The organism is Pseudomonas sp. o96-267, assembly GCF_003935465.1.
GTDB lineage: Bacteria > Pseudomonadota > Gammaproteobacteria > Pseudomonadales > Pseudomonadaceae > Aquipseudomonas > Aquipseudomonas sediminis.
The window spans coordinates 119,643-145,286 of the sequence record NZ_RHQP01000001.1 but is presented as its reverse complement, the minus strand read 5'-3'; the positions used below and the strand labels follow the sequence as shown (position 1 = coordinate 145,286).

Below are 25,644 nucleotides of genomic sequence, written 5' to 3'. Positions count from 1 at the left end.
CTTGCCGCTGGTCGTCTATCCTTGGGGGTGGGACGGCCTGAAGCCATTGTTTACCTACTAAAATTATTGAAATTGATCCTCGAAAGGAGTGCGGCACATGTCAAAAGGGCATTCGCTACAAGACCCTTACCTGAATACCCTGCGTAAGGAACGCGTCCCTGTTTCCATCTATCTGGTCAACGGCATCAAGCTGCAGGGCCAGATCGAGTCCTTCGACCAGTTCGTCATCCTGCTGAAGAACACTGTCAGCCAGATGGTCTACAAGCATGCCATCTCCACCGTCGTGCCAAGCCGTCCGGTACGCCTGCCAAGCGCTGGCGACTCCGAGCAGGGCGATAGCGAGCCGGGTAACGCCTGATAGGGGGCTGCATTGTTCTTCGAGCGTCATGAGGGCGGTGAGCGGGCCATCCTGGTTCATCTGGAAGGCCAAGACTCCGAGGCGAGCGAAGATCCCCAGGAGTTCCAAGAATTGGCCATGTCGGCGGGTGCTGACATGGTCGCTTTCTTTAGCGTGCCCAGCAGTCGCCTGACTGCCAAGTTTCTCATCGGCAGCGGCAAGGTCGAGGAGTTGCGCGACCAGGTCAAGGCTGTTGAGGCCGATCTGGTCATCTTCAATCACACCCTGACACCGAGCCAGGAGCGCAACCTCGAGCGCGCTTTCGAATGTCGTGTGCTTGATCGTACGGGGTTGATCCTCGATATCTTCGCGCAGCGTGCGCGCACCCACGAAGGCAAGCTGCAGGTCGAACTGGCTCAGCTCGACCACATGAGCACGCGCCTGGTGCGCGGCTGGACTCACCTCGAGCGGCAGAAGGGTGGTATCGGTCTACGTGGCCCGGGTGAAACCCAGCTGGAAACCGACCGCCGATTGCTGCGCGTGCGCATTCGCCAGATCAAGCAGAAGCTCGAGAAGGTGCGCAGTCAGCGCGAGCAGGCGCGCCGTGGGCGCAGGCGCGCGGACATTCCTTCGGTTTCCCTGGTGGGTTACACCAACGCTGGCAAGTCCACGCTGTTCAATGCCCTGACGACCTCCGAGGTTTATGCGGCTGATCAGTTGTTCGCCACGCTCGACCCGACCTTGCGGCGTCTCGAACTCGACGACCTGGGGCCGATCGTGCTGGCCGATACCGTGGGTTTCATTCGTCACCTGCCGCACAAACTGGTCGAAGCCTTCCGTGCTACGTTGGAAGAGTCGAGCAACTCCGATCTGCTGCTGCACGTTATCGATGCCCATGAGCCCGAGCGTATGGCGCAGATCGAGCAGGTGCAGAACGTGCTCAAGGAGATCGGCGCACACGAATTGCCGATGCTCGAGGTATACAACAAGCTGGATTTGTTGGATGGTGTCGAGCCGCAGATCCAGCGCGATGCTGATGGCAAGCCGCTGCGTGTCTGGTTGTCGGCCCGTGAGGGGCGCGGCCTTGAACTGTTGCGTCAAGCAGTGGCGGAGCTGCTGGGTGAAGATTTGTTCGTCGCTACGCTGCAATTGCCGCAACGCTTGGGGCGACTGCGTGCGCAGTTCTTCGCGCTGGGGGCAGTGCAGAGCGAGAAGCATGACGAGTTGGGGCATAGCTTGCTGGCGGTACGTTTGCCGCGAGTCGAGCTCAATCGCCTGGTGAGTCGCGAAGGTTTGGAGCCTCAGGCCTTCATCGAGCAACATACTTTGCAATAAAGCCTGGGACAGTGGCTTTGCTGTCACCATAGGGCTTTGGGTAGCATTGGCCGGCGCGCCGTGGGCGCGCCTTCGCTTTATCAGTACGGAGAACGCTATGGCTTGGAATGAGCCGGGTGGCAACTCGAACAATCAAGACCCTTGGGGCGGCCGCAAAGGCGGTGGTCGGCAGGGGCCGCCGGATCTCGACGAAGCGTTCCGCAAACTGCAAGAAAGCCTCAATGGGCTGTTTGGCGGTGGCAAGAAACGTGGTGACGACGAATCTGGTCGCAGTGGCGGCGGCGGTGGCTTCGGGCTGCTGTTCGTCGGCCTTGGCCTGTTGGCGGTGGTATGGCTGTACAGCGCGATCTATGTGGTGGATGAGCAGGAGCAGGCTGTGGTGCTGCGCTTCGGCAAGTACCACGAGACCGTTGGTCCGGGCCTGAATATCTATTTCCCGCCAATCGACCGCAAGTTCCAGGAAAACGTCACGCGTGAGCGCGCCTACAGTAAGCAGGGCGCCATGCTGACCGAAGACGAGAACATCATCGAAGTACCGCTGACCGTGCAGTACCGGGTGAGCAACCTGCAGGACTTCGTGCTCAACGTCGACCAGCCGGAAGTCAGTCTGCAGCACGCCACCGACAGTGCCGTGCGCCATGTGGTGGGTTCCACCGAGATGGACCAGGTACTGACCGAAGGCCGTGAACTGATGGCCAGCGAGGTGCGTGAGCGCCTGCAGCGTTTCCTCGACAACTACCGGACCGGTATCACCATCACTCAGGTGAACATCCAGAGCGCTGCGGCGCCGCGTGAAGTTCAGGAAGCCTTCGATGACGTGATCCGTGCCCGTGAAGACGAGCAGCGCGAGAAGAACCAGGCCGAGTCGTACGCCAACGGCGTCATTCCGGAAGCGCGTGGTCAGGCCCAGCGTCTGCTGGAAGAGGCCAACGGTTACCGTGATGAAATCATCGCCCGCGCTCAAGGTGAGGCGGATCGTTTCACCAAATTGGTCACCGAGTACCGCAAGGCGCCTGAGATCACTCGTGAGCGTCTGTACATCGACACCATGCAGGAGGTGATGAGCAACACCAGCAAGGTTCTGGTCACCGGTGACAAGGGGCAGAACAACCTGCTCTATCTGCCGCTGGACAAGATGATCGATAGCCGTGGTGGCGCTTCTTCCTCCAGCTCCAGCAACAGCAGCAATACGACAACGCGTGATCCGGCTGTGCCGCTGAGCGGCGATCTGTCGCAGCGTAATCTGCGTACCCGGGAGGGCCGTTGATGAACAACAAGTCCCTGATCGGCCTGATCGTGGCCGTGGTTGTGGCCCTGGTGGCATGGAACAGCTTCTATATCGTGGCTCAGACCGAGCGTGCGGTATTGCTGCAGTTCGGTCGCGTGGTTCAGCCTGATGTGCAGCCTGGTCTGCATGTGAAGATTCCTTACGTCAACCAGGTGCGCATCTTCGATGGTCGTCTGCTGACGCTGGATTCAACTTCCTCGCGCTTCCTGACTCTGGAGAAGAAAGCGCTGATGGTCGATGCCTACGCCAAATGGCGGGTGAAGGATGCCGAGCGTTTCTATCAGGCGACGTCTGGTATGAAGCAAGTGGCAGACGAACGTCTGGCGCGTCGTCTGGAGGCATCGCTGCGTGACCAGTTTGGTAAGCGCACTCTGCACGAATCGGTATCTGGTGAGCGTGATGCGCTGATGGCCGATGTGACCGCGACCCTCAACCGCGCTGCCGAGCGTGAGCTGGGTATCGAAGTGGTCGACGTGCGAGTCAAGGCTATCGACCTGCCGCGCGAAGTGAACCGCAGCGTGTTCGAGCGGATGAGCACCGAACGTGAGCGTGAGGCTCGCGAGCATCGCGCCAAGGGTCGCGAGCTGGCCGAAGGTATTCGCGCCGACGCCGATCGTCAGCGCCGTGTACTGCTGGCTGAAGCCTATCGTGAAGCTGAAGAGCTGCGCGGTGACGGTGATGCTCAGGCTGCTTCCATTTACGCCCGCGCCTACGGTCAGGATCAGGAGTTCTACTCCTTCTACCGTAGTCTGCAGGCTTACCGCGAAAGCTTCGCTGACAAGCGTGATGTGCTGGTGCTTGACCCGAGTAGCGATTTCTTCCGCTACCTGGAAAAGTCCAAGCGTTGATCGGCAACCCTGGCGGCGCGATGCGTCGCCAGGGTGACCTCGAAGTAAAACGTGGTATCATGCGGCAGCCGGGAAAATCCCGGCTTTTTTGCGTCTGTGGGAATCATGTGGCAGGAACTCGGCATCGCGTTGTGTCTGGTATTGGTGCTGGAAGGCATCCTGCCCTTCCTCTATCCGCGCCATTGGCGCGGAGCGGTCATGCAGGCAGCTCGTCTGCCCGACCGTCGACTGCGCCTTATGGGGCTGACCAGCATGCTGCTGGGTACTGCCCTTCTATATCTGCTTCACTGAAGGCTTGTGCCGCCCGGATCGAGAGGGGAATGGCGAAATGGCAACGGTAGACCGCTGGCTGCTGCCAGATGGCATCGAAGAAGTACTGCCGCCGGAAGCGGCACGCATCGAGGCGGCACGCCGTCAGGTGCTGGACCTGTTCCAACGTTGGGGTTACGAGTTCGTCGTCACCCCCCATATCGAGTACCTGGAATCTCTGTTGACTGGCGCCGGTCAGGATCTCGACCTGCGCACCTTCAAGGTCACCGATCCGCTGTCCGGTCGGCAGATGGGCTTTCGTGCTGACATCACGCCGCAGGTGGCGCGTATCGACGCGCACACCTTGCGCCGCGAAGGGCCTAGCCGCCTGTGCTATGCCGGCAGCGTGCTGCATGCGCAGCCGCGTGCGCTGACTACATCGCGCAGCCCGATCCAGTTGGGTGCCGAGCTCTATGGCGACGCCAGTCCGGCCAGTGATATCGAGGTGATCAGCCTGCTGGTCGAGACCCTCGAACTGGCCGCAGTGCCGGACGTGCACATGGACCTCGGTCATGTCGGCATCTACCGTGGCCTGGCGCACGCCGCTGGTCTGTCTGGTGAGGCCGAGCAGCAGTTGTTCGATGCGCTGCAGCGCAAGGCGATGGATGAAATCGAAAGCCTGACCGCGGCATTACCGGCTGGGCTGGGCAGCATGCTGCGCTCGCTTGCCGAACTATGCGGTGGCCGCGAGGTGCTGGATCTGGCCCAGGCCGTGTTGGTCGAGGCGCCGGATGCGGTGCATGCTGCGCTCGATGAGCTGGTGGCCATTGCTGATGCGCTGGAGCTGCGTTATCCAGAATTGCCGCTGTACTTCGACCTCGGCGAGCTGCGCGGCTACAACTACCACACCGGTGTGGTGTTCGCGGCGTTCGTACCGGGCGAGGGCGGAGCCATCGCTCAGGGTGGTCGTTACGACGATACCGGCGCGGTATTCGGTCGTGCACGCCCGGCTACTGGCTTCTCTACCGACCTCAAGACCCTGGTCACCCTGGGTGACATGCGTGTGGATGAGACGGTCAGCGGCGTCTGGGCGCCGGATAATCATGATCTCTATCTGTGGCAGGCTGTTCGTCGTCTGCGTGGTGAGGGTGAGCGCGTGGTACAGGCGCTGCCTGGGCAGAGCGAGGCCGATGCGCGCGAGGCGGGCTGTGATCGCCTGCTGGCGCTGCGTGATGGACGTTGGCAGGTGGCGCCCCTGGCGTCCTGAATTCATTTTCGCCGGCCCGCGGCCGGCATCGAAGCTTGCGCGAAGAGGACAAGTTTATGGGTAAGAATGTCGTCGTCCTGGGCACCCAATGGGGTGATGAGGGCAAGGGCAAGATCGTCGACCTGCTCACCGAGCAGGCCGCTGCAGTCGTGCGTTATCAGGGTGGTCACAACGCGGGTCACACCCTGGTGATCAACGGTGAGAAGACCGTCCTGCACCTGATTCCGTCCGGCATCCTGCGTGAAGGCGTTGAGTGCCTGATCGGCAACGGTGTGGTCGTCGCGCCCGACGCCCTGATGCGCGAAATCACCAAGCTGGAAGAGAAGGGTGTGCCGGTGCGTGAGCGCCTGCGTATCAGCCCGGCCTGTCCGCTGATCCTGTCTTACCACGTAGCGCTGGATCAGGCGCGCGAAAAGGCCCGTGGTGACGCCAAGATCGGTACTACCGGTCGTGGTATCGGTCCGGCCTACGAAGACAAGGTCGCGCGTCGCGGTCTGCGTGTCGGTGACCTGTTCCACCGCGAGCGTTTCGCCGCCAAACTGGGCGAGCTGCTGGACTACCACAACTTCCAGCTGGTCAATTTCTACAAAGAGCCGGCCATCGACTTCCAGAAGACCCTGGATGAGTGCATGGAATACGCCGAGCTGCTCAAGCCGATGATGGCTGATGTCACTGCGGTGCTGCATGACCTGCGTCGTGGCGGCAAGGACATCATGTTCGAGGGCGCCCAGGGCTCCCTGCTGGATATCGACCACGGTACCTACCCCTACGTCACCAGCTCCAACACCACTGCTGGTGGCATTGCAACTGGCTCCGGTTTCGGCCCGCTGTACCTGGATTACATCCTCGGCATCACCAAGGCCTACACCACCCGTGTCGGCTCCGGTCCGTTCCCGACCGAGCTGTTCGATGACGTCGGCGCCTTCCTGGCCAAGCGTGGTCATGAGTTCGGTGCCACCACTGGCCGCGCCCGCCGTTGCGGCTGGTTCGATGCGGTGATCCTGCGTCGCGCCATCGAGATCAACAGCATCTCCGGCCTGTGCCTGACCAAGCTGGACGTGCTCGACGGCCTGGAAACCATCCGCATCTGCACCGGTTACAAGGATGCCAATGGCCAGGTGCTGGTCGATGCGCCGACCGACGCCGACAGCTACATCGGCCTGCAGCCGGTGTACGAGGAAATGCCGGGCTGGAGCGAATCCACCCTGGGCGCAAAGACCCTGGAAGACTTGCCGGCAGCTGCGCGTGCCTACATCAAGCGCGTTGAAGAGCTGGTCGGTGCGCCGATCGATATCATCTCCACCGGCCCGGACCGCAACGAGACCATCGTGCTGCGTCATCCGTTCGCCTGATCGAGAGATTCTCGAGTCGCACAGGAGCCGCCTTCGGGCGGCTTTTTTGTGCTCGCCCGTACGGGGCCCTGGCTGGTGCGCTGGGCATGCGCTTTGCTTGTATTCAATAAATCCCGGAAGTCGCCGTTATAGCTATTACGGTTGTTGAGGAGTGTTCCCAGTGTTCGCCATCGTTTCCATGTTGCGTAGCCGTTTGTTGCGCCCGGTGTTCGTCGCGCTTGGCCTGGCCATGTTGGTGCAGGTCGGTTTGGCTGTTTGGCTGATGCGCGCCTCGGTCGACGGCATGGTCGAGGATCTGGCGCAGCGCCTTGGTGGTGAGAGCCGCCGTCTTGGCGAAGAGCTGAAACTGGCTGAGCGCGAGATGAGTCAGGGCCTTGCGGCGTTGGCGAGCAGTACCCGCACTCGCCTGGGCGAAGGGCTTTCTGGCCAGTTGAAGAGTGAGCAGGCGCAACTGCGTGTGGTGCTCGAGGGCAATCTCAAGCAGTCCGGCCAGGCGCTGGCGCAATTGCTGGCCGGGGTGGCGCCAAAGTCGATCTGGGATCTGGATATTCCTGCGCTCACTGCACTTACCCGAATCGCCCAGCAGGATCCGGCGGTGCTGTTCGCCATCATCTATGACGCCGAAGGCAAGCGCCTGACGCGCAACTTCAATCGCAGTAATGCACAGGTGCGTGAGCTGGTCGCTGCCGGGCAGGGTGACTCGCCGCTGGATAAGTTGGTGGAGGCGGCCTCGCGTGATCCGCGTGTATACGTGGTCGAGGCGCAAATCAGTCCGATGGGGGCGTCGATCGGCAAGGTGCAGATGGGCCTGTCGCTGGATCTGGTGGAAAAGGAGCTGACGGCGCTGGACGGTCGTTTCGCGTCGTTGGTCAGTGGTGCCGGTGAGTTGGTCGACAGCAGCTTGGCAGGTGCTTCCGAGGAGGCGACCGGTGCGCTGCGCGAGCGTCTGCAGTCGGCTGAGCGCTACACCCAGGAAATGGCGCGCAACGGTGGTGAGTCGGTGCGCGTGGCGGCGGATTCGCTGCGCTGGAACATCGCCCTCGGCCTATTGATCGTCGGGGCGCTGGCAATGCTAGTGGTCGCCCTTGTGTTGGGCTGGCGAGTGCTGAGTCGCTTGCGCCTGCTTAGTGCGGCGCTCAATGACCTGGCGGCGGGCGAGGGCGATCTGACGCGGCGCGTGAGCATCGACAGTCAGGACGAGGTCGGCGAGATGGCCGATGCAGTCAATCGCTTCATCGCCAAGCTGCAGCCCATCGTGCGTGAGTCCGGCGAGGTGGCGCTGCGCACCGGTGAGCAGATCCGCAGCCTGACGCAGCGTGGCGTTGCGGCCGAGGCCGCTGCCGGTCGTCAGCGCGATGAAGTGGCGGGCAGTCTGCAGGCGTTGGAGCAGATGGCCGATGAGGCGCAGGCAGAAAGCCAGGCCATGCAGGAGGCGCTGCAGCGTGTCGATACCATCCGTCAGGCCGCGCACGAAAATGCGGCGATTGCTCAGCGTCTGTCCGCGCTGATCGAAGGTCTGGTGGCGCGGGTGGCAGATGGTTCGGCGGTGATCGAGCGGCTGGCCAAGCAGAGCGAGCAGATCGAAGTGGTGCTGACGGTGATTCAGTCCATCGCCGAGCAGACCAACCTGCTCGCGCTCAATGCGGCCATCGAGGCGGCGCGCGCGGGCGAGAGTGGGCGTGGTTTCGCTGTGGTGGCCGACGAGGTGCGGGCGCTGGCAAGCAAGACCCAGCAGTCCACGGGCGATATCCAGACGCATATCGCGGCATTGCAGCGTGGCGCGCAGGAGGCGGTTGCTGCCATCGCTCAGGCAGGTGCGCAGGGCAGCGAGGGGTTGGAGGTGCTGCGTGACAGTGCGCGTCTGCAGCAGTCGGTGCAGCAGTCGGTGGATGAAGTGCATGGCGCCATCAATGCAGCGACCCAGGCGGCGGCACATCAGGCGGACGGAGCTGGAGCGGTACGCGGGCGTGTCGAAACCATCCATGCCGAAGCGCAGCGTGCGGCCGAGGCGGTGGCGGCGATTGCCGGCAACGCAAGAGCGCTGGACGAGCTGGCAGCGCAGCTCAAGGCCAGTCTGGGGCAGTTCAGGGTCTAGAGAGGATTGCTGTAGGAGCGAACTCTGTTCGCGAAGCTTTTGCCTGGCAGGGTTTCGCGAGCAAAGCTCGTTCCTGCGGTTTTACCAGGCAATAAAAAACCGAGCTATTGGCTCGGTTTTTTGAAATTTGGTGCCCAGGAGAAGACTCGAACTTCCACGACCGTTAAGTCACTGATACCTGAAACCAGCGCGTCTACCAATTCCGCCACCTGGGCACTACAGCAATGTTCGTCGTTGCCGACACGGAGCGTTGCATCCGTTTATTTGCAAAGTGGGTTATCAAACCACTTCACGAATTTGGTGCCCAGGAGAAGACTCGAACTTCCACGACCGTTAAGTCACTGATACCTGAAACCAGCGCGTCTACCAATTCCGCCACCTGGGCACAGAAACCGATGAATCATCATCTGCTTCGTGTTACAACGTCTGCTCGACGCTGTGGGCGCGAACTATACGGGCGGGCATTTACCTTGTAAACCCCTGACCCCAAAAAAATTATTGTCACCGGAAAAGCTGCCCCGGATGCCTTTTTCGCGCTTCAATAGGCATATGGCATACACCTTTATACATAAGCACAGGTAATCCTCCTTACATGGCCGATTGGCAATCCCTCGATCCCGAGGCCGCCCGCGAGGCGGAAAAATACGACAACCCCATCCCCAGCCGTGAGCTGATCCTTTCGCACCTGGCCGAGCGCGGCGCGCCTGCCAGTCGTGAACAACTGGTCGAAGAGTTCGGTTTGCATACCGACGATCAGCTCGAAGCCCTGCGCCGCCGTCTGCGCGCCATGGAGCGTGATGGTCAGCTCATCTACACCCGCCGTGGCACCTATGCTCCGGTGGACAAGCTCGACCTGATCTGTGGTCGCATCAGCGGTCACCGTGACGGCTTCGGCTTCCTCGTGCCGGATGATGGCAGTGACGACCTGTTCCTCAGCCCAGCGCAGATGCGCCTGGTGTTCGATCGTGATCGGGCGTTGGTGCGGGTGGCAGGTTTCGATCGCCGTGGCCGTCGTGAAGGCGGCATCGTCGAGGTGATCGAGCGCGCGCACGAGAGCATCGTCGGCCGCTACTACGAAGAGAACGGCATCGGCTTCGTCGTCGCCGACAATCCCAAGATCCAGCAGGAAGTGCTGGTCACCCCAGGCCGTACTGCCGGTGCGCGCATCGGCCAGTTCGTCGAGATCAAGATCACCCACTGGCCTACGCAGCGCTTCCAGCCGCAGGGCGACATCGTCGAGGTGATCGGCAACTACATGGCGCCGGGCATGGAGATCGACGTGGCGCTGCGCAGCTACGACATCCCGCACGTCTGGCCCGAGGCGGTAGTCAAGGAAGCGCGCAAGCTCAAGCCTGAGGTGGAGGAGAAGGACAAGGAGAAGCGCATCGACCTGCGCCATCTGCCTTTCGTCACCATCGATGGTGAAGACGCCCGCGACTTCGACGATGCGGTCTACTGCGAGAAGAACAGCAGCCGCTGGAAGTTGTTCTCCGGTGGCTGGAAACTCTACGTGGCCATCGCCGACGTTTCGCACTACGTCAAGGTCGGCTCGGCGCTGGATGCCGAGGCGGTCGAGCGCGGCAACTCGGTGTATTTCCCCGAGCGCGTCGTACCGATGCTGCCGGAGGAACTGTCCAACGGCCTGTGCTCGCTTAACCCGCATGTCGATCGCCTGGCCATGGTCTGCGAAATGACCATGTCCAAGAGCGGCCAGATGGTCGACTACAAGTTCTACGAGGCGGTGATCCACTCCCATGCGCGCCTGACCTACAACAAGGTCAGCCTGATGCTGGAAGATCCCAAGAGCAGCGAGGGCAAGTCCCTGCGCAGCGAGTACAAGGAAGTCCTGCCGCACCTCAACCAGCTCTATGCGCTGTACCAGGTGTTGGTCGCTGCTCGTCACGAGCGCGGCGCCATCGATTTCGAGACGCAGGAGACGCGCATCGTCTTCGGTACTGATCGCAAGATCGACGAAATCCGCCCGACCCAGCGTAACGACGCGCACAAGCTGATCGAAGAGTGCATGCTGGCCGCCAACGTGGCCACTGCGCGCTTCATGCAGGATCACGAGATTCCGTCGCTGTACCGCGTGCATGATGGCCCGCCGCTGGAGCGTCTGGAAAAACTCAAGGCCTTCCTCGGCGAACTGGGGCTTTCGCTGCAGCGCGGCAAGTCCAAGGACGGCCCGTCGCCCAAGGACTACCAGCGCCTGCTGGAAAGCATTCGCGAGCGCCCGGACTATCACCTGATCCAGACCGTGATGCTGCGCTCGCTGAGCCAGGCGGTATACAGCGCGCAGAACGAAGGGCACTTTGGCCTCAATTACGAGGCTTATACCCATTTCACCTCGCCGATCCGTCGCTATCCCGACCTGCTGGTGCACCGCGCCATTCGCAGCGTGGTCCGCTCCAAGCGCGACACCAAGCACGTCGAGCGTGCCGGCGCGGCGATCATGCCCAAGGCACGCATCTATCCGTACGACGAGGCGACTCTGGAGAAACTCGGCGAGCAGTGCTCGATGACCGAGCGCCGTGCCGATGAGGCGACGCGTGACGTGGTCAACTGGCTCAAGTGCGAGTTCATGCAGGATCGCGTCGGTGAGACCTTCGCCGGTGTGATCACTGCCGTGACCGGCTTCGGCATCTTTGTCGAGCTGCGCGACATCTACGTCGAGGGTCTGGTGCACGTGACCGCGTTGCCAGCCGACTACTACCACTTCGATCCGGTTCACCATCGCCTGTCCGGCGAGCGTAGCGGCCGCAGCTTCCGCCTTGGCGACAGTGTCGAGGTGAAGGTAATGCGCGTCGATCTGGACGAGCGCAAGATCGACTTCGAGCTGAGTCAGGACAAGGCCGGCAAGGGTGATGATGCGCGTCGCGGTGGCAAGCCGAATGGCATGGGCAATACCGACGTGCAGAAAAGTCGGGACGTGAAAAAGGCGTTGTTGGCTGGCGCCAAGGCTGGCAAGGGTGCGAGTGGCAAAGGTGCTACCGGCAGGTCGGCGAGCAAGCCGGCCGGTGGTTCGCGCAAAGGCTCCGGACGTGGCGACAGTGCCCCACCGCCTGCCGGTAAGCCGCGCAAGCGTAAGGCTAAGTCATGAGTGATCTGGAAAAGATCTACGGCGTACATGCCGTAGAAGCCTTGTTGCGTCATCACCCCAAGCGGGTGAAGCAGGTCTGGCTGGCCGATGGTCGCAGTGATCCTCGAGTGCAACCCTTGCTGGAGCTGGCTGCGCAGTCTCGCGTAAAAGTCGGGCAGTGCGAGCGCCGTGAGATGGATGCCTGGGTCGAGGGCGTGCATCAGGGTGTGGTTGCCGACGTCAGCCCCAGCCAGGTCTGGGGCGAGGCGATGCTCGAGGAATTGCTCGATCGCTGCGAAGGCCCGCCTTTGCTGTTGGTGCTCGATAGCGTGACCGATCCGCACAACCTGGGGGCCTGCCTGCGTACGGCGGATGCCGCCGGCGCGTTGGCGGTGATCGTGCCCAAGGACAAATCGGCAACCCTCAACGCCACGGTGCGCAAGGTCGCTTGTGGCGCTGCCGAGGTGATTCCGCTGGTGGCGGTGACCAACCTGGCGCGCAGTCTGGAGAAATTGCAGCAGCGCGGCCTGTGGGTGGTGGGTACGGCCGGCGAGGCCGAGCAGGAGGTCTATGAGCAGGACATGACCGGGCCGACGGTGCTGATCATGGGCGCCGAGGGCAAGGGCATGCGCCGCTTGACCCGAGAGCACTGCGATTATCTGGTCAAACTGCCCATGGCCGGCAGTGTCAGCAGCCTCAACGTCTCGGTGGCCACCGGTGTCTGTCTGTTCGAAGCGGTGCGTCAGCGTCAGGCCAAGCGCAAGGGCTGACTGCTCAAATAATCGCCAATTCGTCTTGCGTGCGGCAGGGGGCTTCTCTAGAATGGCGCCCCTTGCCGTGACGGCAGGCCTTTTCGCGCCTACCGCCCGGCAAGCTCATCACGAGAAAACCCACTCCTTGCCTGACCACCTTAGATGGCAGGCTACAACCCGTAAGGAGCATTTATGCGTCATTACGAAATCATCTTTCTGGTTCACCCGGACCAGAGCGAGCAAGTCGGCGGCATGGTCGAGCGTTACACCAAGCTGATCGAAGAAGACGGTGGCAAGATTCACCGCCTGGAAGACTGGGGCCGTCGTCAGCTGGCTTACGCCATCAACAACGTCCACAAAGCCCACTACGTGATGCTCAACGTAGAGTGCACCGGCAAGGCTCTGGCCGAGCTGGAAGACAACTTCCGCTACAACGACGCCGTGATCCGTAACCTGGTCATCCGTCGCGACGAGGCCGTCACTGGCCAGTCCGAGATGCTGAAGGCCGAAGAAAACCGCAGTGAGCGCCGCGAGCGTCGTGAACGTCCTGAAAACGCCGAGTCCAACGACGGCGATGACAGCGACAGCAACGACAGCGACAACGCTGACGAGTAATCCACGGATCTATTGAGGAGCCAATCACATGGCACGTTTCTTCCGTCGTCGTAAATTCTGCCGCTTCACCGCTGAAGACGTGAAAGAGATCGATTTCAAAGATCTCAACACCCTGAAAGCCTACATCTCGGAAACCGGCAAAATCGTTCCTAGCCGTATCACCGGTACCAAGGCTCGTTATCAGCGTCAGCTGGCCACCGCTATCAAGCGCGCCCGCTTCCTGGCCCTGCTGCCCTACACCGACAGCCACGGCCGCTGAGACCGGACAGTCGACAAGAGTTAAGGAATAGATCGCATGCGCGCCCTGGCTGAATACATCATGCGCGGCCGTATGCAGGCCACCCTCGTGGTGGTGGGATCGGCAGCGATGCCGCTGTTGTTCTGGTTGAGTGCAGCCGCTGGCAGCCTGGTGCTGCTGCGGCGTGGAGCCAGTGATGCCATCGGCATCCTGGCCTGGGCCCTGCTACCGGCGATTGCCTGGTGGTATTTCGGCGAACCGCGCACCTTGCTGGTGCTGGTCGGTGCGCTGGGGTTGGCGTTGTTGTTGCGCGCCAACTGGACTTGGAACCGCATACTGCTGAGCAGTGTGGCACTGGGCCTGGTGTATGGATTTGTCCTTGGGGCAGTGTTCCGCGAACCCATCGCGGCCATGGCCGGTGAGCTGCAGAAGCTACTGCCGACCATGTTCGATGGGGCTCACCAGCAATTGTCGGTGAGTGAACGCGAGCGTCTCGAGGCTTTGATCGCACCGGTGCTGACCGGATTGCTGGCGGCCTTGCTGCAGATTCTGAGCTTGCTGAGCCTGATCCTTGGGCGTTACTGGCAGGCCGTGTTGTACAACCCTGGCGGTTTTGGTCGCGAGTTCCGCGTCCTGAGACTGCCGCTGCCGCAGGCGCTGTTGCTGCTGGCGGGCATGATCCTAGGTCCCAATCTGGGGCCGCAGTTGGCCATGCTAACGCCGCTGTGCAGTGTGCCACTGCTGTTCGCCGGGATCGCCCTGGTGCATGGCTTGGTAGAAAAGGGGGGGCTCGCTCGCTTCTGGCTGGTGGGCATGTACATCACGCTCCTGCTGTTCATGCAGCTGATCTATCCGTTACTGGTGGTCTTGGCCATCGTCGACAGTCTGTTTGATTTTCGCGGTCGCCTGGCGCGCAAGAATGGCCCGGGCTCTGCGAACGGTGAAGGTTAAAAGTTAAGAGGTAAGACCCAAATGGAAGTCATCCTGCTGGAAAAAATCGCCAATCTGGGCAACCTGGGCGACAAAGTGAACGTTAAAGCCGGTTACGGCCGTAACTTCCTGCTGCCGCAAGGCAAAGCCACCGCTGCCACCGAAGCCAACGTTGCTGCTTTCGAAGCACGTCGCGCTGAGCTGGAAAAAGCGGCTGCCGAGAAGAAAGCTTCTGCTGAAACTCGCGCTGCTCAGCTGGCAGAGCTGGAAGTCACCATCACCGCCACCGCTGGCGATGAAGGCAAGCTGTTCGGTTCCATCGGCACCCACGACATCGCTGACGCCCTGACCGCCTCCGGCGTTGAAGTGGCCAAAGCTGAAGTTCGTCTGCCGAACGGCACCATTCGCCAGGTTGGCGAATACGACGTAGCTGTGCACTTGCACACCGACGTCGAAGCCACCGTCAAGGTGATCGTGGTCGCTGCTTAATCAAGTAGCCGCCAAGCGGACTTGCGCTGTAGCGTAGGTCTGCTGACAATCGGGCACGGTATCGCTCTGCGATCCGTGCCCTTTGTTTTTCTATCGCAGCATTTTCTTCCCGAGCCTATGAACGACATCAGCATTCCCGAGCAATACGACCTGCAGACTGCCGCCCTGAAAGTGCCTCCGCACTCCATCGAGGCGGAACAGTCGGTGCTCGGCGGTCTGATGCTCGACAACAACGCCTGGGAGCGTGTGCTCGATGGTGTGTCGGATGTCGATTTCTATCGCCACGACCACCGGCTGATCTTCCGCGCCATCTTCAAACTGGCCGAGCGTAACGAGCCCTTCGACGTGGTGACCCTGTCTGAGCAGTTGGACAAGGAAGGGCAGCTGTCGCAAGTCGGTGGCCTGGCTTACCTCGCCGAACTGGCGAAGAACACGCCGTCTGTGGCCAACATCAAGGCCTATGCGCAGATCATTCGTGAGCGCGCCACCTTGCGCAAACTGATCAGCATCAGCAACGAGATTGCCGACAGTGCCTACGCCCCGGAAGGCCGCACCGGCGAGGAGATTCTCGACGAGGCGGAGCGGCTGATCTTCCAGATTGCCGAGGATCGCCCCAAGACCGGTGGGCCGGTGGGCATCAACGATATTCTGGTCAAGGCCATCGACCGCATCGACACGCTGTTCAACAACGGTGACGCGATTACCGGTCTGTCCACCGGCTTCGATGACCTGGATAACCTGACCAGCGGCCTGCAGCCGGCCGACATGATCATCGTCGCCGGCCGTCCGTCGATGGGTAAGACCACCTTCGCCATGAACCTGGTGGAAAACGCTTTGATGCGTAGCGACAAGGCGATTCTGGTCTACTCGCTGGAAATGCCGTCGGAGTCCATCGTCATTCGTATGCTCGCCTCGCTGGGGCGCATTGACCAGACCAAGGTGCGTGCCGGTCAGCTCGACGACGATGACTGGCCGCGCCTGACCAGTGCGGTCAACCTGCTCAACGACCGCAAGCTGTTCATCGACGATACCGCCGGTATTTCCCCGAGCGAGATGCGGGCGCGCACGCGGCGTCTGGCACGCGAGCACGGTGAGATCGGCCTGATCATGGTCGACTACCTGCAGCTGATGCAGATTCCCGGTTCCAGCGGCGATAGCCGGGTCAACGAGATTTCCGAGATCTCGCGCTCGCTCAAGGGTCTGGCCAAGGAGTTCAACTGCCCGGTCATTGCCCTGTCGCAGCTCAACCGTGGCCTGGAGCAGCGCCCCAACAAGCGCCCGATCAACTCCGACCTGCGCGAATCCGGTGCGATCGAGCAGGACGCCGACATCATCCTGTTCGTCTACCGCGATGAGGTGTACCACCCGGAGACCGAGTACAAGGGCGTGGCCGAGATCATCATCGGTAAGCAGCGTAACGGCCCACTGGGTACGGCGCGCCTGGCCTTCCTCGGTAAGTATTCGCGCTTCGAGAACCTGGCACCGGGTAGCTACCAGTTCGACGACGAATAACCGCGCGAGCAGTGTAGGAGCGAGCTCTGCTCGCGAATCAAGCAAGGTGAACGTTTCGCCAGCAGAGTCCGTGGCTACGGCAACAGTCTGATCTCGCTCAATGAAAACGGGCGCCCAGCGGTTAAGATGGGCGCCCGTTTTTTGTTCAGGCCTTCCGTCATGCGTCCGCTTGCCGCCATCGTCGACCTCTCTGCCATCGCTCATAACTACGCCGTGGCCAAGCGCTGCGCGCCCGGGCGCCAGGCCTTCGCCGTGGTCAAGGCCAACGCCTATGGTCATGGTGTGCGCGAGGTGGTCACGGCGTTGCACGAGATTGCCGATGGCTTCGCCGTGGCCTGTCTGGAGGAGGCGGCCGAGGTGCGCGCCATGCACGGTGAGGCGCGCATCCTGCTGCTTGAGGGCTGTTTCGAGGCCAGTGAATATGCCATCGCCGCGCAACTGGGGCTGGATCTGGTGCTGCAGAGCACGGCGCAGGCCGAGGCGCTGATTGCCAGTGAACTGGTGCGTCCGCTCAACGTCTGGCTCAAGCTGGATTCGGGCATGCACCGCCTCGGTTTCGATGCCGCCAGCCTGCGCCAGTGGCATGCACGGCTCGAAGACGCCGAGCAGGTTGCCGAGCTCAACCTGCTCAGCCATTTCGCCTGCGCCGACGAGCGCGGCCATCCGCTGACGGAGCTGCAGGTCGAGCGCTTTCTCGATCTGCTGGATCTGGATTTCAATCATCGTTCGCTGGCCAACTCGGCGGCCGTGCTGACCATTCCAGCGGCGCATATGGATTGGCTGCGCCCCGGCATCATGCTCTACGGCGCCACGCCGTTCGCCGAACTGAGTGCGCGCGAGCTGGGGCTGAAACCGGCCATGACCCTGGCTGCGCGGGTGATCGCCGTACGTGAGGTGGCAGTCGGTGAAAGCGTTGGTTATGGCGCGACCTGGGTGGCCGAGCGGCCCTCGCGTATTGCCACGGTCAGCTGCGGTTATGCCGATGGCTATCCGCGCCATGCGCCCAGTGGTACACCGGTGTTGATCGAGGGGCAGCGTGCCAAGCTGGCGGGCAGGGTGTCGATGGACATGTTGGCGGTGGATATCACGGGCCTACCGGAAGCAGATGTAGATTCGCCGGTGGAGCTGTGGGGCGGCCAGTTGCCGGTGGATGAAGTGGCCATGGCGTGCGGCACTATCGGCTATGAGTTGCTGAGCAAGGTCACTGCGCGGGTGCCACGGCGCTATATCGGTTAGCAGGCTGTTGAAAAACTACCTGCGTTGCCATTGCTGCGTTAAAAACAGGCTCAAAATGCTCATTTACAGCTCGTAAACTCCGCTTTTTCGCCTGTTTTTGCCTTGCACTGGCTGCCTCGCCTACGTTTTTCAACGGCCTGCTAGCCTAGGCCAGCCCGCTCGGGACTTTCAGTACATCCAGCTCCAGGCAGGCCTGTTCGCTGAGCTCGCCATCGTCGCCATGCACGCGCGAACCGGAGCGGCCCCGCTCCTTCACCCGGTAAAGGGCCATGTCTGCCGCCTTGTACAGCCCGGTGAAGTTCTTCGCATGGCGCGGATAGAGCGCTACGCCGATGCTGATGGTTACGCGCAGGCGCTCCGCGCCGTAGTGCACGGGTTCGGATAGCTCGGCCAGCAAGCGCTCGGCGATTTCCCGGGCCTGGCTTTCGGCATCGTTGCCGCAGATCAGCGCGGCGAACTCATCGCCGCCCAGGCGTGCAACCGCATCACCGGCGCGAACGTGCTCGCGCAGGCGCATGGCGATTACCTGCAGCATCAGGTCGCCGGCCGCGTGACCGAAGCGGTCATTGATCGGCTTGAAATGGTCCAGATCGATCAACAGCAATGCCACGCTTTCATTGTGCCGTTCTGCATGAGCCAGGGCCGACTCGCAGCGCTCGACCAGGTAGCGCCGGTTGGGCAGTTCGGTCAGCGAGTCATGGAAGGCGGCGTGCTGCAGTTCACGCTCGCGTTCACGTAGTTGCTCGTTGGTAGCGGCCAGCTCGGCGGTGCGTGCGGTCACTGCAGCTTGCAGTTCATCGGCACTGGCCTGCAGTTGCGCCAAACGTGCGGTTTTCTCGCGATCTGCCTGTTGCAAGGCAACGGCGCGCTCCTGTTTGAGGATCTGGATGCGATAGGCCAGGGCGAAGGAGAACAGGATGGATTCGGCAGCTACTGCCAGAGGGAACACGTAGGCATTCCACTCGGCCGGCTGCAGCACGCCGGTGGTACGCAGCAGCAGAATGGCGACACTGCCCAGGACCAACCCGTAGCCGTACAGATACAGCTGCGCTGGGAAGAAACCCTGGCGCCAGCGGATCACGGCGCTGCCCAGAGCTGCTGGGATGCTGGTCAGCGACAGCAGGGCGATGGCCCAGGCGGCGAGATAGCGCTGATCGAACACGGTCAGAACGATGGCGATCAGGTAGATCACGCAGGCCATGTTCAGCAGGTGATGCGCCCAGCGCACGTAGATACGCGTCTGCAACAGTGTCTGGGTGAAGCGGCTGGCGAACAGGCCCCATAGCGAGGGTAGGGTGATGCGATCAAGCCACGCCGGCACCGCATGGTTTGGCCACAGGTACTGTGCGCCATGGCCGGTCATGCTCATGATGAACAGCAGGGCGAAGGCAGTGGTCAGCACATACCAGAAATAGGCTTTGTCGCGCAGCGAGATGAGGATGAACAGGTTGTACAACAGCAGCGCGAAAACCACGCCATAGATAGCTCCGAGCGCCAGGTTCTCGCGGGTGGCCAGTTGCGTGAGGTCTTCGAGTTGCCAGACTCGCAGCGGGAAGGAGTTGCACGCCGGGTCGAAGGCACGCAAGTAGAAGGTTTTTGGCTGCTCACCCAGGGTTGGCAGGTCGAACACCATGCGCCGGTACGGATGGTCGCGGTTTTCGCTGAAGGGGACTCGCTCGCCGGACTGACGCAACTGCCAGCCACCCTGGCCGTCAGGGAGATAGAGCTGCAAGTCCAGCTGAGTCACTGAGCCCACCTCCAGTACCCAGTAGGCGGGAGCGTGCATGTCGCGTTGCAGAGTGAGTTTGATCCACCAGGGATTGAGGCTCTGGCCGACACTGGCTCGGCCGTTAGCGGGTTGAAAGCGCGACTGCTGCTCAGGGCTGGCAAGGTCGTCGATGGTCAGGGTGCCTTGGGCGTCTTCCAGTAACTCGATATGCGCATTGAGCGGCATGCCGCTGCTGGCGTCGGTGAGTACCACTGACGCCGCTGCCGGGCCCGTGATCGACAGTCCCAGCAGAAGAGCGAGCAGAAAGGCGAAGCGCTGCGGCATAGATGTCCTGGAGTCGGCTGACCGAGTACTTGAGTATATGCACGGGATTGTTATCGGACGAAAACAAATATGGCGTAAGGCTACCGCAGGAAAATAACTGATTTCTCTATCCTTTCTTTCCTGAGTCGGCGCTGGGCAAGAGTCAGTAGCCAGGTGAGTGATCTGTGCGCCCGTTTGAGCGTTTGTCGTGGTGTACGCAGGTGCTATTAAACCCAGTGTACTAGTCTGGTTTGGTCAATTTTTGTGCTATTATCCGCGCCCCTCGTGATAGCCCGCTGATCAAAAAATATGCAAGCCGCCAAGCCGTTGTTCGACTATCCCAAGTACTGGGCCGAGTGTTTCGGGCCTGCACCGTTCCTGCCGATGAGCAGGGAGGAGATGGATCAGCTCGGCTGGGATTCGTGCGACATCATCATCGTCACCGGTGATGCCTACGTCGATCATCCTTCGTTCGGCATGGCGATCATCGGCCGTCTGCTGGAAGCCCAAGGCTTTCGTGTGGGCATCATTGCCCAGCCGAACTGGCAGTCCAAAGACGACTTCATGAAGCTCGGCGAGCCGAACCTGTTCTTCGGTGTCGCAGCCGGCAACATGGACTCGATGATCAACCGCTACACCGCCGACAAGAAAATTCGCTCCGACGACGCCTACACGCCCGGCGGCCTGGCCGGCAAGCGCCCGGATCGCGCCAGCCTGGTCTATAGCCAACGCTGCAAGGAGGCCTACAGCCACGTTCCGGTGGTGCTGGGCGGCATCGAGGCATCCTTGCGCCGTATCGCCCATTACGACTACTGGCAGGACAAGGTCCGCCGTTCGATCCTGATGGACGCCACCGCTGATATCCTGCTCTACGGCAATGCCGAGCGCGCGGTGGTGGAGATCGCTCAGCGTCTGTCGCGTGGCGAGCAGGTCGAAACCATCAGCGATGTACGCGGTACTGCTTTCATTCGGCGTGACACGCCCGAAGGCTGGTATGAGGTCGACTCCACTCGCATCGACCGTCCAGGCCGCGTCGACAAGATCATCAATCCCTACGTCAATACGCAGGACACCGAGGCCTGTGCCATCGAGCAGGCAAAAGGGGAGGTCGAAGACCTCAACGAAGCCAAGGTGGTGCAGATTCTCGACAGCCCGCGCATGACCCGCGACAAGACGGTGATCCGTCTGCCGTCGTTCGAGAAGGTGCGCAACGACCCCGTGCTCTATGCCCACGCCAACCGCGTGCTGCACCTGGAAACCAACCCGGGCAACGCCCGCGCGCTGGTGCAGAAGCATGGCGAGGTGGACGTGTGGTTCAACCCGCCACCCATCCCCATGACCACCGAGGAAATGGACTACGTGTTCGGCATGCCCTACGCGCGCGTGCCGCATCCGGCGTATGGCAAGGAGAAGATCCCGGCCTACGACATGATCCGCTTCTCGGTGAACATCATGCGTGGCTGCTTCGGCGGCTGCACCTTCTGCTCGATCACCGAGCACGAAGGCCGCATCATCCAGAACCGCTCCCACGAGTCGATCATTCGCGAAATCGAGGAGATGCGTGACAAAGTGCCGGGCTTCACTGGCGTGGTCTCCGACCTCGGTGGGCCGACCGCCAACATGTATCGCATCGCCTGCAAGGACCCGGAGATCGAGAAACACTGCCGCAAGCCGTCGTGCGTGTTCCCGGGCATCTGCGAGAACCTCAATACCGATCACAGCTCCCTGATCGAGTTGTACCGCAAGGCGCGTGCGCTGCCGGGCGTTAAAAAGATCCTGATCGCCTCGGGCCTGCGTTACGACCTCGCCGTCGAGTCGCCGGAGTACGTCAAGGAACTGGTCACCCACCACGTTGGCGGCTACCTGAAAATCGCCCCGGAGCACACCGAGCGTGGCCCGCTGGACAAGATGATGAAGCCGGGTATCGGCAGCTACGACCGCTTCAAGCAGATGTTCGAGAAGTACTCGAAAGAGGCGGGCAAGGAGCAGTACCTGATCCCGTACTTCATCGCTGCGCACCCGGGCACCACCGACGAGGACATGATGAACCTCGCTCTGTGGCTCAAGCGCAACGGTTTCCGCGCCGACCAGGTGCAGGCCTTCTACCCGTCGCCGATGGCCACCGCCACGGCCATGTATCACTCGGGCAAGAACCCGCTGCGCAAGGTCACCTACAAGAGCGATGGCGTCGAGATCGTCAAGAGCGAGCAACAGCGTCGCCTGCACAAGGCGTTCCTGCGCTATCACGATCCGAAAGGCTGGCCGCTGCTGCGTGAGGCGCTGACGCGTATGGGCCGCAGTGATCTGATCGGCCCGGCCAAGCATCAACTGATTCCGGCTCACCAGCCGGCTGCTGATGATGGCTACCAGAGTGCGCGGCGCAAGAACTCCACGCCGGTTGGCAGCAAGAAAGTGGGCAACGCAGGCAAGATACTCACTCAGCACACGGGGCTACCGCCTCGTGCCAGCGACGGCAGCAAGCCCTGGGACAAGCGTGAGCAGGCCAAGGCGGCGGCTGAGGCGCGTAACCAGCAAGCCGCGCGTGAACGTGCTGGCGCTGGTAAAGGCAAGGGCAAGAAGCCCGGGAAGAAGCCAGCGGTACCGCGCTGAATCATCGTAGCGCTCACGAAAACGCCAGCATTACGCTGGCGTTTTCGTTGCAGAAGCCCTAGCCAGCGCCTCGTAGGGTGGGCTTCAGCCCGCCATTGTCGTGTGAGGTGCGGCTTGCCTCAGTCCCTGCTGAAACGGCAGGTCAGGTAGCGGTTGCTCGGGCCGTAGCGCAGGATCGACCACAAGCGCCTGAACAGATAAAACGGATGGCTGCGGTAATACGCCAGTACGGCATTGCCGACGCCTTCCGAGCGATGCTGGCGCGCCTCCTTTTTCTCCGACTTCTTGAATAGCCCGGAAAACTCCCAGCGCTGGATCTGCTCGAAATGCTCATGCGGACGCAGCCCATGGCGGCTGAACAGGCGCGTGAAGCTGGTCGGGCTGAAGTCATGCAGGTGATGCGGGTTGCCGTCGAGCGTTGGCGTGGTCGGCACCGAGGCAATGATGCGACCACCTTGGGCCAGCAGTCGTGAGAGGTTTTCTACCAGGCGCACCGGGTCCGGCAGGTGCTCGATGGTCTCCAGGCTGACAATACTGTCGAAGCCTGCGCTGTCGGCGAAGGTTTCGGCGTTGGCGCATTGGTAGCGCAGGTTGGGGCGTTGATAATTCGCCTGCGCGTAGGCAATGGCTTCGGGATCGATGTCGATACCGGTGATCTGCTTGTCCGGATGCCGTTCGGCCAGCAATGCACTGCCGTAACCACAGCCACACGCCATGTCGAGCACGCGCGAGCCTGCCAGCGAGTCGCTGGCGAATTCATAGCGCTGCATGTGCAGGTAGAGAGTGGCCTGGTCGGCGGCCAGGCGCTCATCCATCTTCAACGGATAGATGCGTTCGAGGGTGTGCATGGCGGCCTGTCCTTGGGCTGTGGGGGTAGAGATGGCCGACGTAGTCTGTTGTTTCCCGGTGAGGGCTGCAAGCGTCTCGCCAGGTTTCATGGCTCGGCTTGTGATGCATGGCGGGCTTGGTTTGTTTTTATATTGGCACTATAGTTCCAGAATATAAAAACAACATCGGAGTCCTACCATGCGCCTTGCTGCTCCCTCTGTTATCGCTCTGTCCCTGTTGTTGGCAGCATGTGGGGAGAGCGAAGCGCCGCCCGCGGCCAGTCTCGACTTTCAGAAGCAACTGCAGACGCAGCTGATCAAGGCCAAGCCGGATGAGGTGATCGAGATCCCTGCGGGCACCTGGCAGCTTGACCGTAGCCTGAGTCTCAAGGTCAGTGGTGTGACGTTGCGCGGCGCCGGCATGGATCAGACCATCCTCAACTTCAAAGGGCAGAAGTCGGGGGCCGAAGGGCTGCTGGTGGACGCCTCCGACTTCACCATCGAGGATCTGGCGCTGGAGGACACCAAGGGTGATGCGCTCAAGGTCGTGGGCGGTCAGAACATCATCATCCGCCGCGTACGCACCGAATGGACGAATGGCCCGGCTACCGAGAATGGTGCCTATGGCATCTACCCGGTGCAGACCGAGAACGTGCTGATCGACGGCGTGGTGGCCATCGCAGCCTCGGATGCTGGCATCTATGTGGGCCAGTCGCGCAACGTGGTGGTGCGTAACAGCCGTGCCGAGCGCAACGTCGCCGGTATCGAAATCGAGAACACCATCGGTGCCGACGTTTACGACAACGTCGCCACCGGCAACACCGGCGGCATTCTGGTGTTCAACATGCCCAATCTGCCGCAGCCAGGTCATACCACACGGGTCTACCGCAACAAGGTCGAGGGCAACAACCACAAGAACTTCGGCCACAAGGGCACGCCGGTCGCCAGTGTGCCGGCGGGCTCTGGCGTACTGGTCAACTCCAACGACAAAGTAGAGATCTTCGATAACGATATTGGCGACCACCGCACCGCCAACGTCATCGTCAGCAGCTACTTCAGCACCGGCTACACCGACCTCTCCACCGAGGCGGACTTCGATCCCTACCCGGAGGCCATTCATATCCATGGCAACCGCTTCGGACCTGGTGGCGACAGCCCCGATAACCTCGAGCTGAAAGCGCTGAGGCTGGCCAAGTTCGGTCTCAATGGCCGCCTGCCGGACATCCTCTGGGATGGTTACGTGAACCCCGAAAAATTGGTCGATGGCAAGCTGCCGGCTGAGTTGGCCATCTGCATCGACAATGGCGATGCCGGTATCGTCAACGTCGACGGCCCCGGCGGCTACAAGAACATCAGTACTGACATAACGCCGCACCGCTGCGAGCTGCCTCGTCTTCCTGCCGTCGAGCTGCGCGCAGCCCTGGCCGAGGCAGGTAAGTAAGCATGAAGTGCGCCTGGCTGTTGATTGCCGCCTTGCTGCTCGGCGCCTGTGAGCAAGCGCGTACACCCCTGTATCTGCCCAGCAGTGAAGACTATCCGCACAAGCTCAGCGCCTGGGGTGTGCTGCAACAGCGTGACGGCCAGTTGCAGCCAGTCGAAGGTGTACAGCCCTACGATCTGAATACGCCACTGTTCACCGATTATGCGCACAAGCTGCGTACGATCTGGCTGCCCGAAGGGAGCCATGCTCGCTATGCCGAAGCACGTTTCGATTACCCCGTTGGCACCGTGCTGAGCAAAACCTTCTACTACCCGATCGATACCCAGGGCCGGTTGCAGCGCAGCGAGCAGCACGATGCCGAGGCGGTGGAACTGAAGCGGGTACAGCTGATCGAGACGCGCATCCTGCTACGTCAGGAACAGGGCTGGGTCGCCCTTCCTTACATCTGGGACGAGGCGCAACGCGAGGCCACGCTGGACTGGGCAGGCGCCAGCTTCGATCTGCAACTGCATGATGAAACTGGCAAGGTGCTGGCGGTCGACTATCAGGTGCCCGATGCCAACCAGTGTGCGGGCTGTCACGAGGAGCAGGCGGACAAGGGCGTACAACCTCTGGGGCCGAAGGCGCGTCATCTGAACAAGGATTTCGCCTACGCCGAGGGCGTGGCCAACCAGTTGTTGCACTGGCAGAACATCGGCTTCCTGCAAGGTATGCCGGCCGACATGGCCAGCGTTCCACGTAATGCCCTGTGGAACGCGCCGCGCGAAGGGGAGAGCCTGGAGCATCAGGCACGCAGTTATCTGGATGCCAACTGCTCGCACTGCCATAACCCTGAAGGGCCGGGGCGTACCTCAGGTTTGTATCTCGATCCGGCTACGCCGCTGAGCATCGCCTATGGCCTTTGCAAGCAGCCAGTGGCTGCGGGCAAGGGCTCCGGTGATCGCCTGGTGGACATCCATCCCGGTGCGCCGGAAAAGTCAGTGCTGAGCTTCCGCCTGCACAGCACCGATCCCAGCATCATGATGCCCGAGCTGGGCCGCTCCACCTCCCACCGCGAAGGGCTGGAGGTGATCGACCGGTGGATCGCCAGTCTCGATGGCGAGTGCTGACAG

The 25,644-nt window shown here is 61.6% G+C and carries 21 protein-coding genes, 2 tRNA genes and 1 pseudogene; 20 read left to right on the top strand and 4 right to left on the bottom strand.

The window, feature by feature from the left end; genetic code table 11:
• Positions 1 to 97: 97 nt before the first annotated feature.
• The 9 genes and pseudogenes from hfq (at position 98) to EGJ86_RS25515 (ending at position 8,771) form a co-directional block, all read left to right on the top strand.
• A complete protein-coding gene (gene hfq / locus EGJ86_RS00630; RefSeq protein ID WP_024306757.1) occupies positions 98 to 358 on the top strand; it encodes an RNA chaperone Hfq in 261 nt (86 codons plus the stop codon).
• A 12-nt stretch (positions 359 to 370) separates the two neighbouring features.
• Positions 371 to 1,672, top strand: coding sequence for a ribosome rescue GTPase HflX (gene hflX, locus EGJ86_RS00625; protein WP_125833555.1), 1,302 nt, complete (start codon positions 371 to 373; stop codon positions 1,670 to 1,672).
• Positions 1,673 to 1,769: 97 nt separating this feature from the next.
• A complete protein-coding gene (hflK, locus tag EGJ86_RS00620; protein ID WP_106732514.1) occupies positions 1,770 to 2,939 on the top strand; it encodes an FtsH protease activity modulator HflK in 1,170 nt (389 codons plus the stop codon).
• Positions 2,939 to 3,808 (top strand): protease modulator HflC, encoded by an 870-nt coding sequence (gene hflC / locus EGJ86_RS00615; RefSeq protein ID WP_125833554.1) that lies wholly within the window; start codon positions 2,939 to 2,941, stop codon positions 3,806 to 3,808. Before hflK ends, hflC begins: the two co-directional genes overlap by 1 nt.
• A 105-nt stretch (positions 3,809 to 3,913) precedes the next feature.
• Positions 3,914 to 4,099 carry a DUF2065 family protein gene (locus tag EGJ86_RS00610; protein ID WP_075745217.1) on the top strand — a complete coding sequence of 62 codons (186 nt, stop codon included), beginning with the start codon at positions 3,914 to 3,916 and terminating at the stop codon, positions 4,097 to 4,099.
• A gap of 37 nt (positions 4,100 to 4,136) precedes the next feature.
• A complete protein-coding gene (locus EGJ86_RS00605) occupies positions 4,137 to 5,324 on the top strand; it encodes an ATP phosphoribosyltransferase regulatory subunit (protein ID WP_099522708.1) in 1,188 nt (395 codons plus the stop codon).
• 56 nt (positions 5,325 to 5,380) lie between these two features.
• Positions 5,381 to 6,676: an adenylosuccinate synthase gene (locus EGJ86_RS00600; RefSeq protein WP_099522707.1), complete on the top strand. Its 1,296-nt coding sequence runs from the start codon at positions 5,381 to 5,383 to the stop codon at positions 6,674 to 6,676.
• 178 nt (positions 6,677 to 6,854) lie between these two features.
• Positions 6,855 to 7,913, top strand: a pseudogene (locus EGJ86_RS25520) (HAMP domain-containing protein); the annotation flags it as partial.
• Positions 7,887 to 8,771: a methyl-accepting chemotaxis protein gene (locus EGJ86_RS25515; RefSeq protein ID WP_372237951.1), complete on the top strand. Its 885-nt coding sequence runs from the start codon at positions 7,887 to 7,889 to the stop codon at positions 8,769 to 8,771. The pseudogene EGJ86_RS25520 and the gene EGJ86_RS25515, both read left to right, overlap by 27 nt.
• A 128-nt stretch (positions 8,772 to 8,899) precedes the next feature.
• On the opposite strand, the gene EGJ86_RS00590 is transcribed toward EGJ86_RS25515, so the two are convergent.
• Positions 8,900 to 8,986: transfer RNA gene (locus EGJ86_RS00590), tRNA-Leu, on the bottom strand.
• An 83-nt stretch (positions 8,987 to 9,069) separates the two neighbouring features.
• Positions 9,070 to 9,156: transfer RNA gene (locus EGJ86_RS00585), tRNA-Leu, on the bottom strand.
• A gap of 207 nt (positions 9,157 to 9,363) precedes the next feature.
• Here EGJ86_RS00585 and rnr point away from each other — a divergent pair.
• From rnr to alr, 8 genes are all read left to right on the top strand, one after another.
• Entirely contained in the window at positions 9,364 to 11,871 is a 2,508-nt protein-coding gene (rnr, locus tag EGJ86_RS00580; RefSeq protein WP_125833552.1) for a ribonuclease R, read from the top strand.
• Positions 11,868 to 12,620, top strand: coding sequence for a 23S rRNA (guanosine(2251)-2'-O)-methyltransferase RlmB (rlmB, locus tag EGJ86_RS00575; RefSeq protein WP_125833551.1), 753 nt, complete (start codon positions 11,868 to 11,870; stop codon positions 12,618 to 12,620). Before rnr ends, rlmB begins: the two co-directional genes overlap by 4 nt.
• Before the next feature lie 174 nt (positions 12,621 to 12,794).
• Positions 12,795 to 13,217, top strand: a complete 423-nt coding sequence (rpsF, locus tag EGJ86_RS00570; protein WP_003246846.1) for a 30S ribosomal protein S6 — start codon at positions 12,795 to 12,797, stop codon at positions 13,215 to 13,217.
• 28 nt (positions 13,218 to 13,245) lie between these two features.
• Positions 13,246 to 13,476: a 30S ribosomal protein S18 gene (gene rpsR, locus EGJ86_RS00565; RefSeq protein ID WP_003246847.1), complete on the top strand. Its 231-nt coding sequence runs from the start codon at positions 13,246 to 13,248 to the stop codon at positions 13,474 to 13,476.
• A gap of 36 nt (positions 13,477 to 13,512) precedes the next feature.
• The gene (locus EGJ86_RS00560; protein ID WP_125833550.1) at positions 13,513 to 14,406 is read left to right on the top strand and encodes a hypothetical protein; all 894 of its coding nucleotides are present in this window, start codon (positions 13,513 to 13,515) and stop codon (positions 14,404 to 14,406) included.
• 21 nt (positions 14,407 to 14,427) lie between these two features.
• Positions 14,428 to 14,874 (top strand): 50S ribosomal protein L9, encoded by a 447-nt coding sequence (gene rplI, locus EGJ86_RS00555; protein ID WP_125833549.1) that lies wholly within the window; start codon positions 14,428 to 14,430, stop codon positions 14,872 to 14,874.
• Between the two features lie 117 nt (positions 14,875 to 14,991).
• Entirely contained in the window at positions 14,992 to 16,386 is a 1,395-nt protein-coding gene (gene dnaB, locus EGJ86_RS00550) for a replicative DNA helicase (protein WP_125833548.1), read from the top strand.
• A gap of 159 nt (positions 16,387 to 16,545) precedes the next feature.
• Positions 16,546 to 17,622 (top strand): alanine racemase, encoded by a 1,077-nt coding sequence (alr, locus tag EGJ86_RS00545; protein WP_125833547.1) that lies wholly within the window; start codon positions 16,546 to 16,548, stop codon positions 17,620 to 17,622.
• Positions 17,623 to 17,767: 145 nt separating this feature from the next.
• Here alr and EGJ86_RS00540 read toward each other — a convergent pair whose 3' ends face one another.
• Complete coding sequence (locus EGJ86_RS00540) at positions 17,768 to 19,675, bottom strand: diguanylate cyclase (protein ID WP_125833546.1); 1,908 nt, start codon at positions 19,673 to 19,675, stop codon at positions 17,768 to 17,770.
• A 288-nt stretch (positions 19,676 to 19,963) separates the two neighbouring features.
• Between EGJ86_RS00540 and EGJ86_RS00535 the strand changes: the two genes are divergently transcribed.
• Positions 19,964 to 22,264: a YgiQ family radical SAM protein gene (locus tag EGJ86_RS00535; RefSeq protein WP_125833545.1), complete on the top strand. Its 2,301-nt coding sequence runs from the start codon at positions 19,964 to 19,966 to the stop codon at positions 22,262 to 22,264.
• A 119-nt stretch (positions 22,265 to 22,383) separates the two neighbouring features.
• Here EGJ86_RS00535 and EGJ86_RS00530 read toward each other — a convergent pair whose 3' ends face one another.
• Positions 22,384 to 23,112 carry a bifunctional 2-polyprenyl-6-hydroxyphenol methylase/3-demethylubiquinol 3-O-methyltransferase UbiG gene (locus tag EGJ86_RS00530; RefSeq protein ID WP_125833544.1) on the bottom strand — a complete coding sequence of 243 codons (729 nt, stop codon included), beginning with the start codon at positions 23,110 to 23,112 and terminating at the stop codon, positions 22,384 to 22,386.
• 178 nt (positions 23,113 to 23,290) lie between these two features.
• On the opposite strand from EGJ86_RS00530, the gene EGJ86_RS00525 reads away from it, so the two are divergent.
• Complete coding sequence (locus tag EGJ86_RS00525; RefSeq protein ID WP_125833543.1) at positions 23,291 to 24,532, top strand: parallel beta-helix domain-containing protein; 1,242 nt, start codon at positions 23,291 to 23,293, stop codon at positions 24,530 to 24,532.
• Between the two features lie 2 nt (positions 24,533 to 24,534).
• The gene (locus EGJ86_RS00520) at positions 24,535 to 25,641 is read left to right on the top strand and encodes an SO2930 family diheme c-type cytochrome (RefSeq protein WP_125833542.1); all 1,107 of its coding nucleotides are present in this window, start codon (positions 24,535 to 24,537) and stop codon (positions 25,639 to 25,641) included.
• Positions 25,642 to 25,644: the final 3 nt, after the last annotated feature.

Coding starts and splice junctions, on each gene's coding strand:
- hfq (WP_024306757.1), top strand. CDS start 98: ATGTCAAAAGGGCATTCGCTACAAGACCCTTACCTGAATACCCTGCGT.
- hflK (WP_106732514.1), top strand. CDS start 1,770: ATGGCTTGGAATGAGCCGGGTGGCAACTCGAACAATCAAGACCCTTGG.
- hflC (WP_125833554.1), top strand. CDS start 2,939: ATGAACAACAAGTCCCTGATCGGCCTGATCGTGGCCGTGGTTGTGGCC.
- EGJ86_RS00610 (WP_075745217.1), top strand. CDS start 3,914: ATGTGGCAGGAACTCGGCATCGCGTTGTGTCTGGTATTGGTGCTGGAA.
- EGJ86_RS00605 (WP_099522708.1), top strand. CDS start 4,137: ATGGCAACGGTAGACCGCTGGCTGCTGCCAGATGGCATCGAAGAAGTA.
- EGJ86_RS00600 (WP_099522707.1), top strand. CDS start 5,381: ATGGGTAAGAATGTCGTCGTCCTGGGCACCCAATGGGGTGATGAGGGC.
- EGJ86_RS25515 (WP_372237951.1), top strand. CDS start 7,887: ATGGCCGATGCAGTCAATCGCTTCATCGCCAAGCTGCAGCCCATCGTG.
- rnr (WP_125833552.1), top strand. CDS start 9,364: ATGGCCGATTGGCAATCCCTCGATCCCGAGGCCGCCCGCGAGGCGGAA.
- rlmB (WP_125833551.1), top strand. CDS start 11,868: ATGAGTGATCTGGAAAAGATCTACGGCGTACATGCCGTAGAAGCCTTG.
- rpsF (WP_003246846.1), top strand. CDS start 12,795: ATGCGTCATTACGAAATCATCTTTCTGGTTCACCCGGACCAGAGCGAG.
- rpsR (WP_003246847.1), top strand. CDS start 13,246: ATGGCACGTTTCTTCCGTCGTCGTAAATTCTGCCGCTTCACCGCTGAA.
- EGJ86_RS00560 (WP_125833550.1), top strand. CDS start 13,513: ATGCGCGCCCTGGCTGAATACATCATGCGCGGCCGTATGCAGGCCACC.
- rplI (WP_125833549.1), top strand. CDS start 14,428: ATGGAAGTCATCCTGCTGGAAAAAATCGCCAATCTGGGCAACCTGGGC.
- dnaB (WP_125833548.1), top strand. CDS start 14,992: ATGAACGACATCAGCATTCCCGAGCAATACGACCTGCAGACTGCCGCC.
- alr (WP_125833547.1), top strand. CDS start 16,546: ATGCGTCCGCTTGCCGCCATCGTCGACCTCTCTGCCATCGCTCATAAC.
- EGJ86_RS00540 (WP_125833546.1), bottom strand. CDS start 19,675: ATGCCGCAGCGCTTCGCCTTTCTGCTCGCTCTTCTGCTGGGACTGTCG.
- EGJ86_RS00535 (WP_125833545.1), top strand. CDS start 19,964: ATGCAAGCCGCCAAGCCGTTGTTCGACTATCCCAAGTACTGGGCCGAG.
- EGJ86_RS00530 (WP_125833544.1), bottom strand. CDS start 23,112: ATGCACACCCTCGAACGCATCTATCCGTTGAAGATGGATGAGCGCCTG.
- EGJ86_RS00525 (WP_125833543.1), top strand. CDS start 23,291: ATGCGCCTTGCTGCTCCCTCTGTTATCGCTCTGTCCCTGTTGTTGGCA.
- EGJ86_RS00520 (WP_125833542.1), top strand. CDS start 24,535: ATGAAGTGCGCCTGGCTGTTGATTGCCGCCTTGCTGCTCGGCGCCTGT.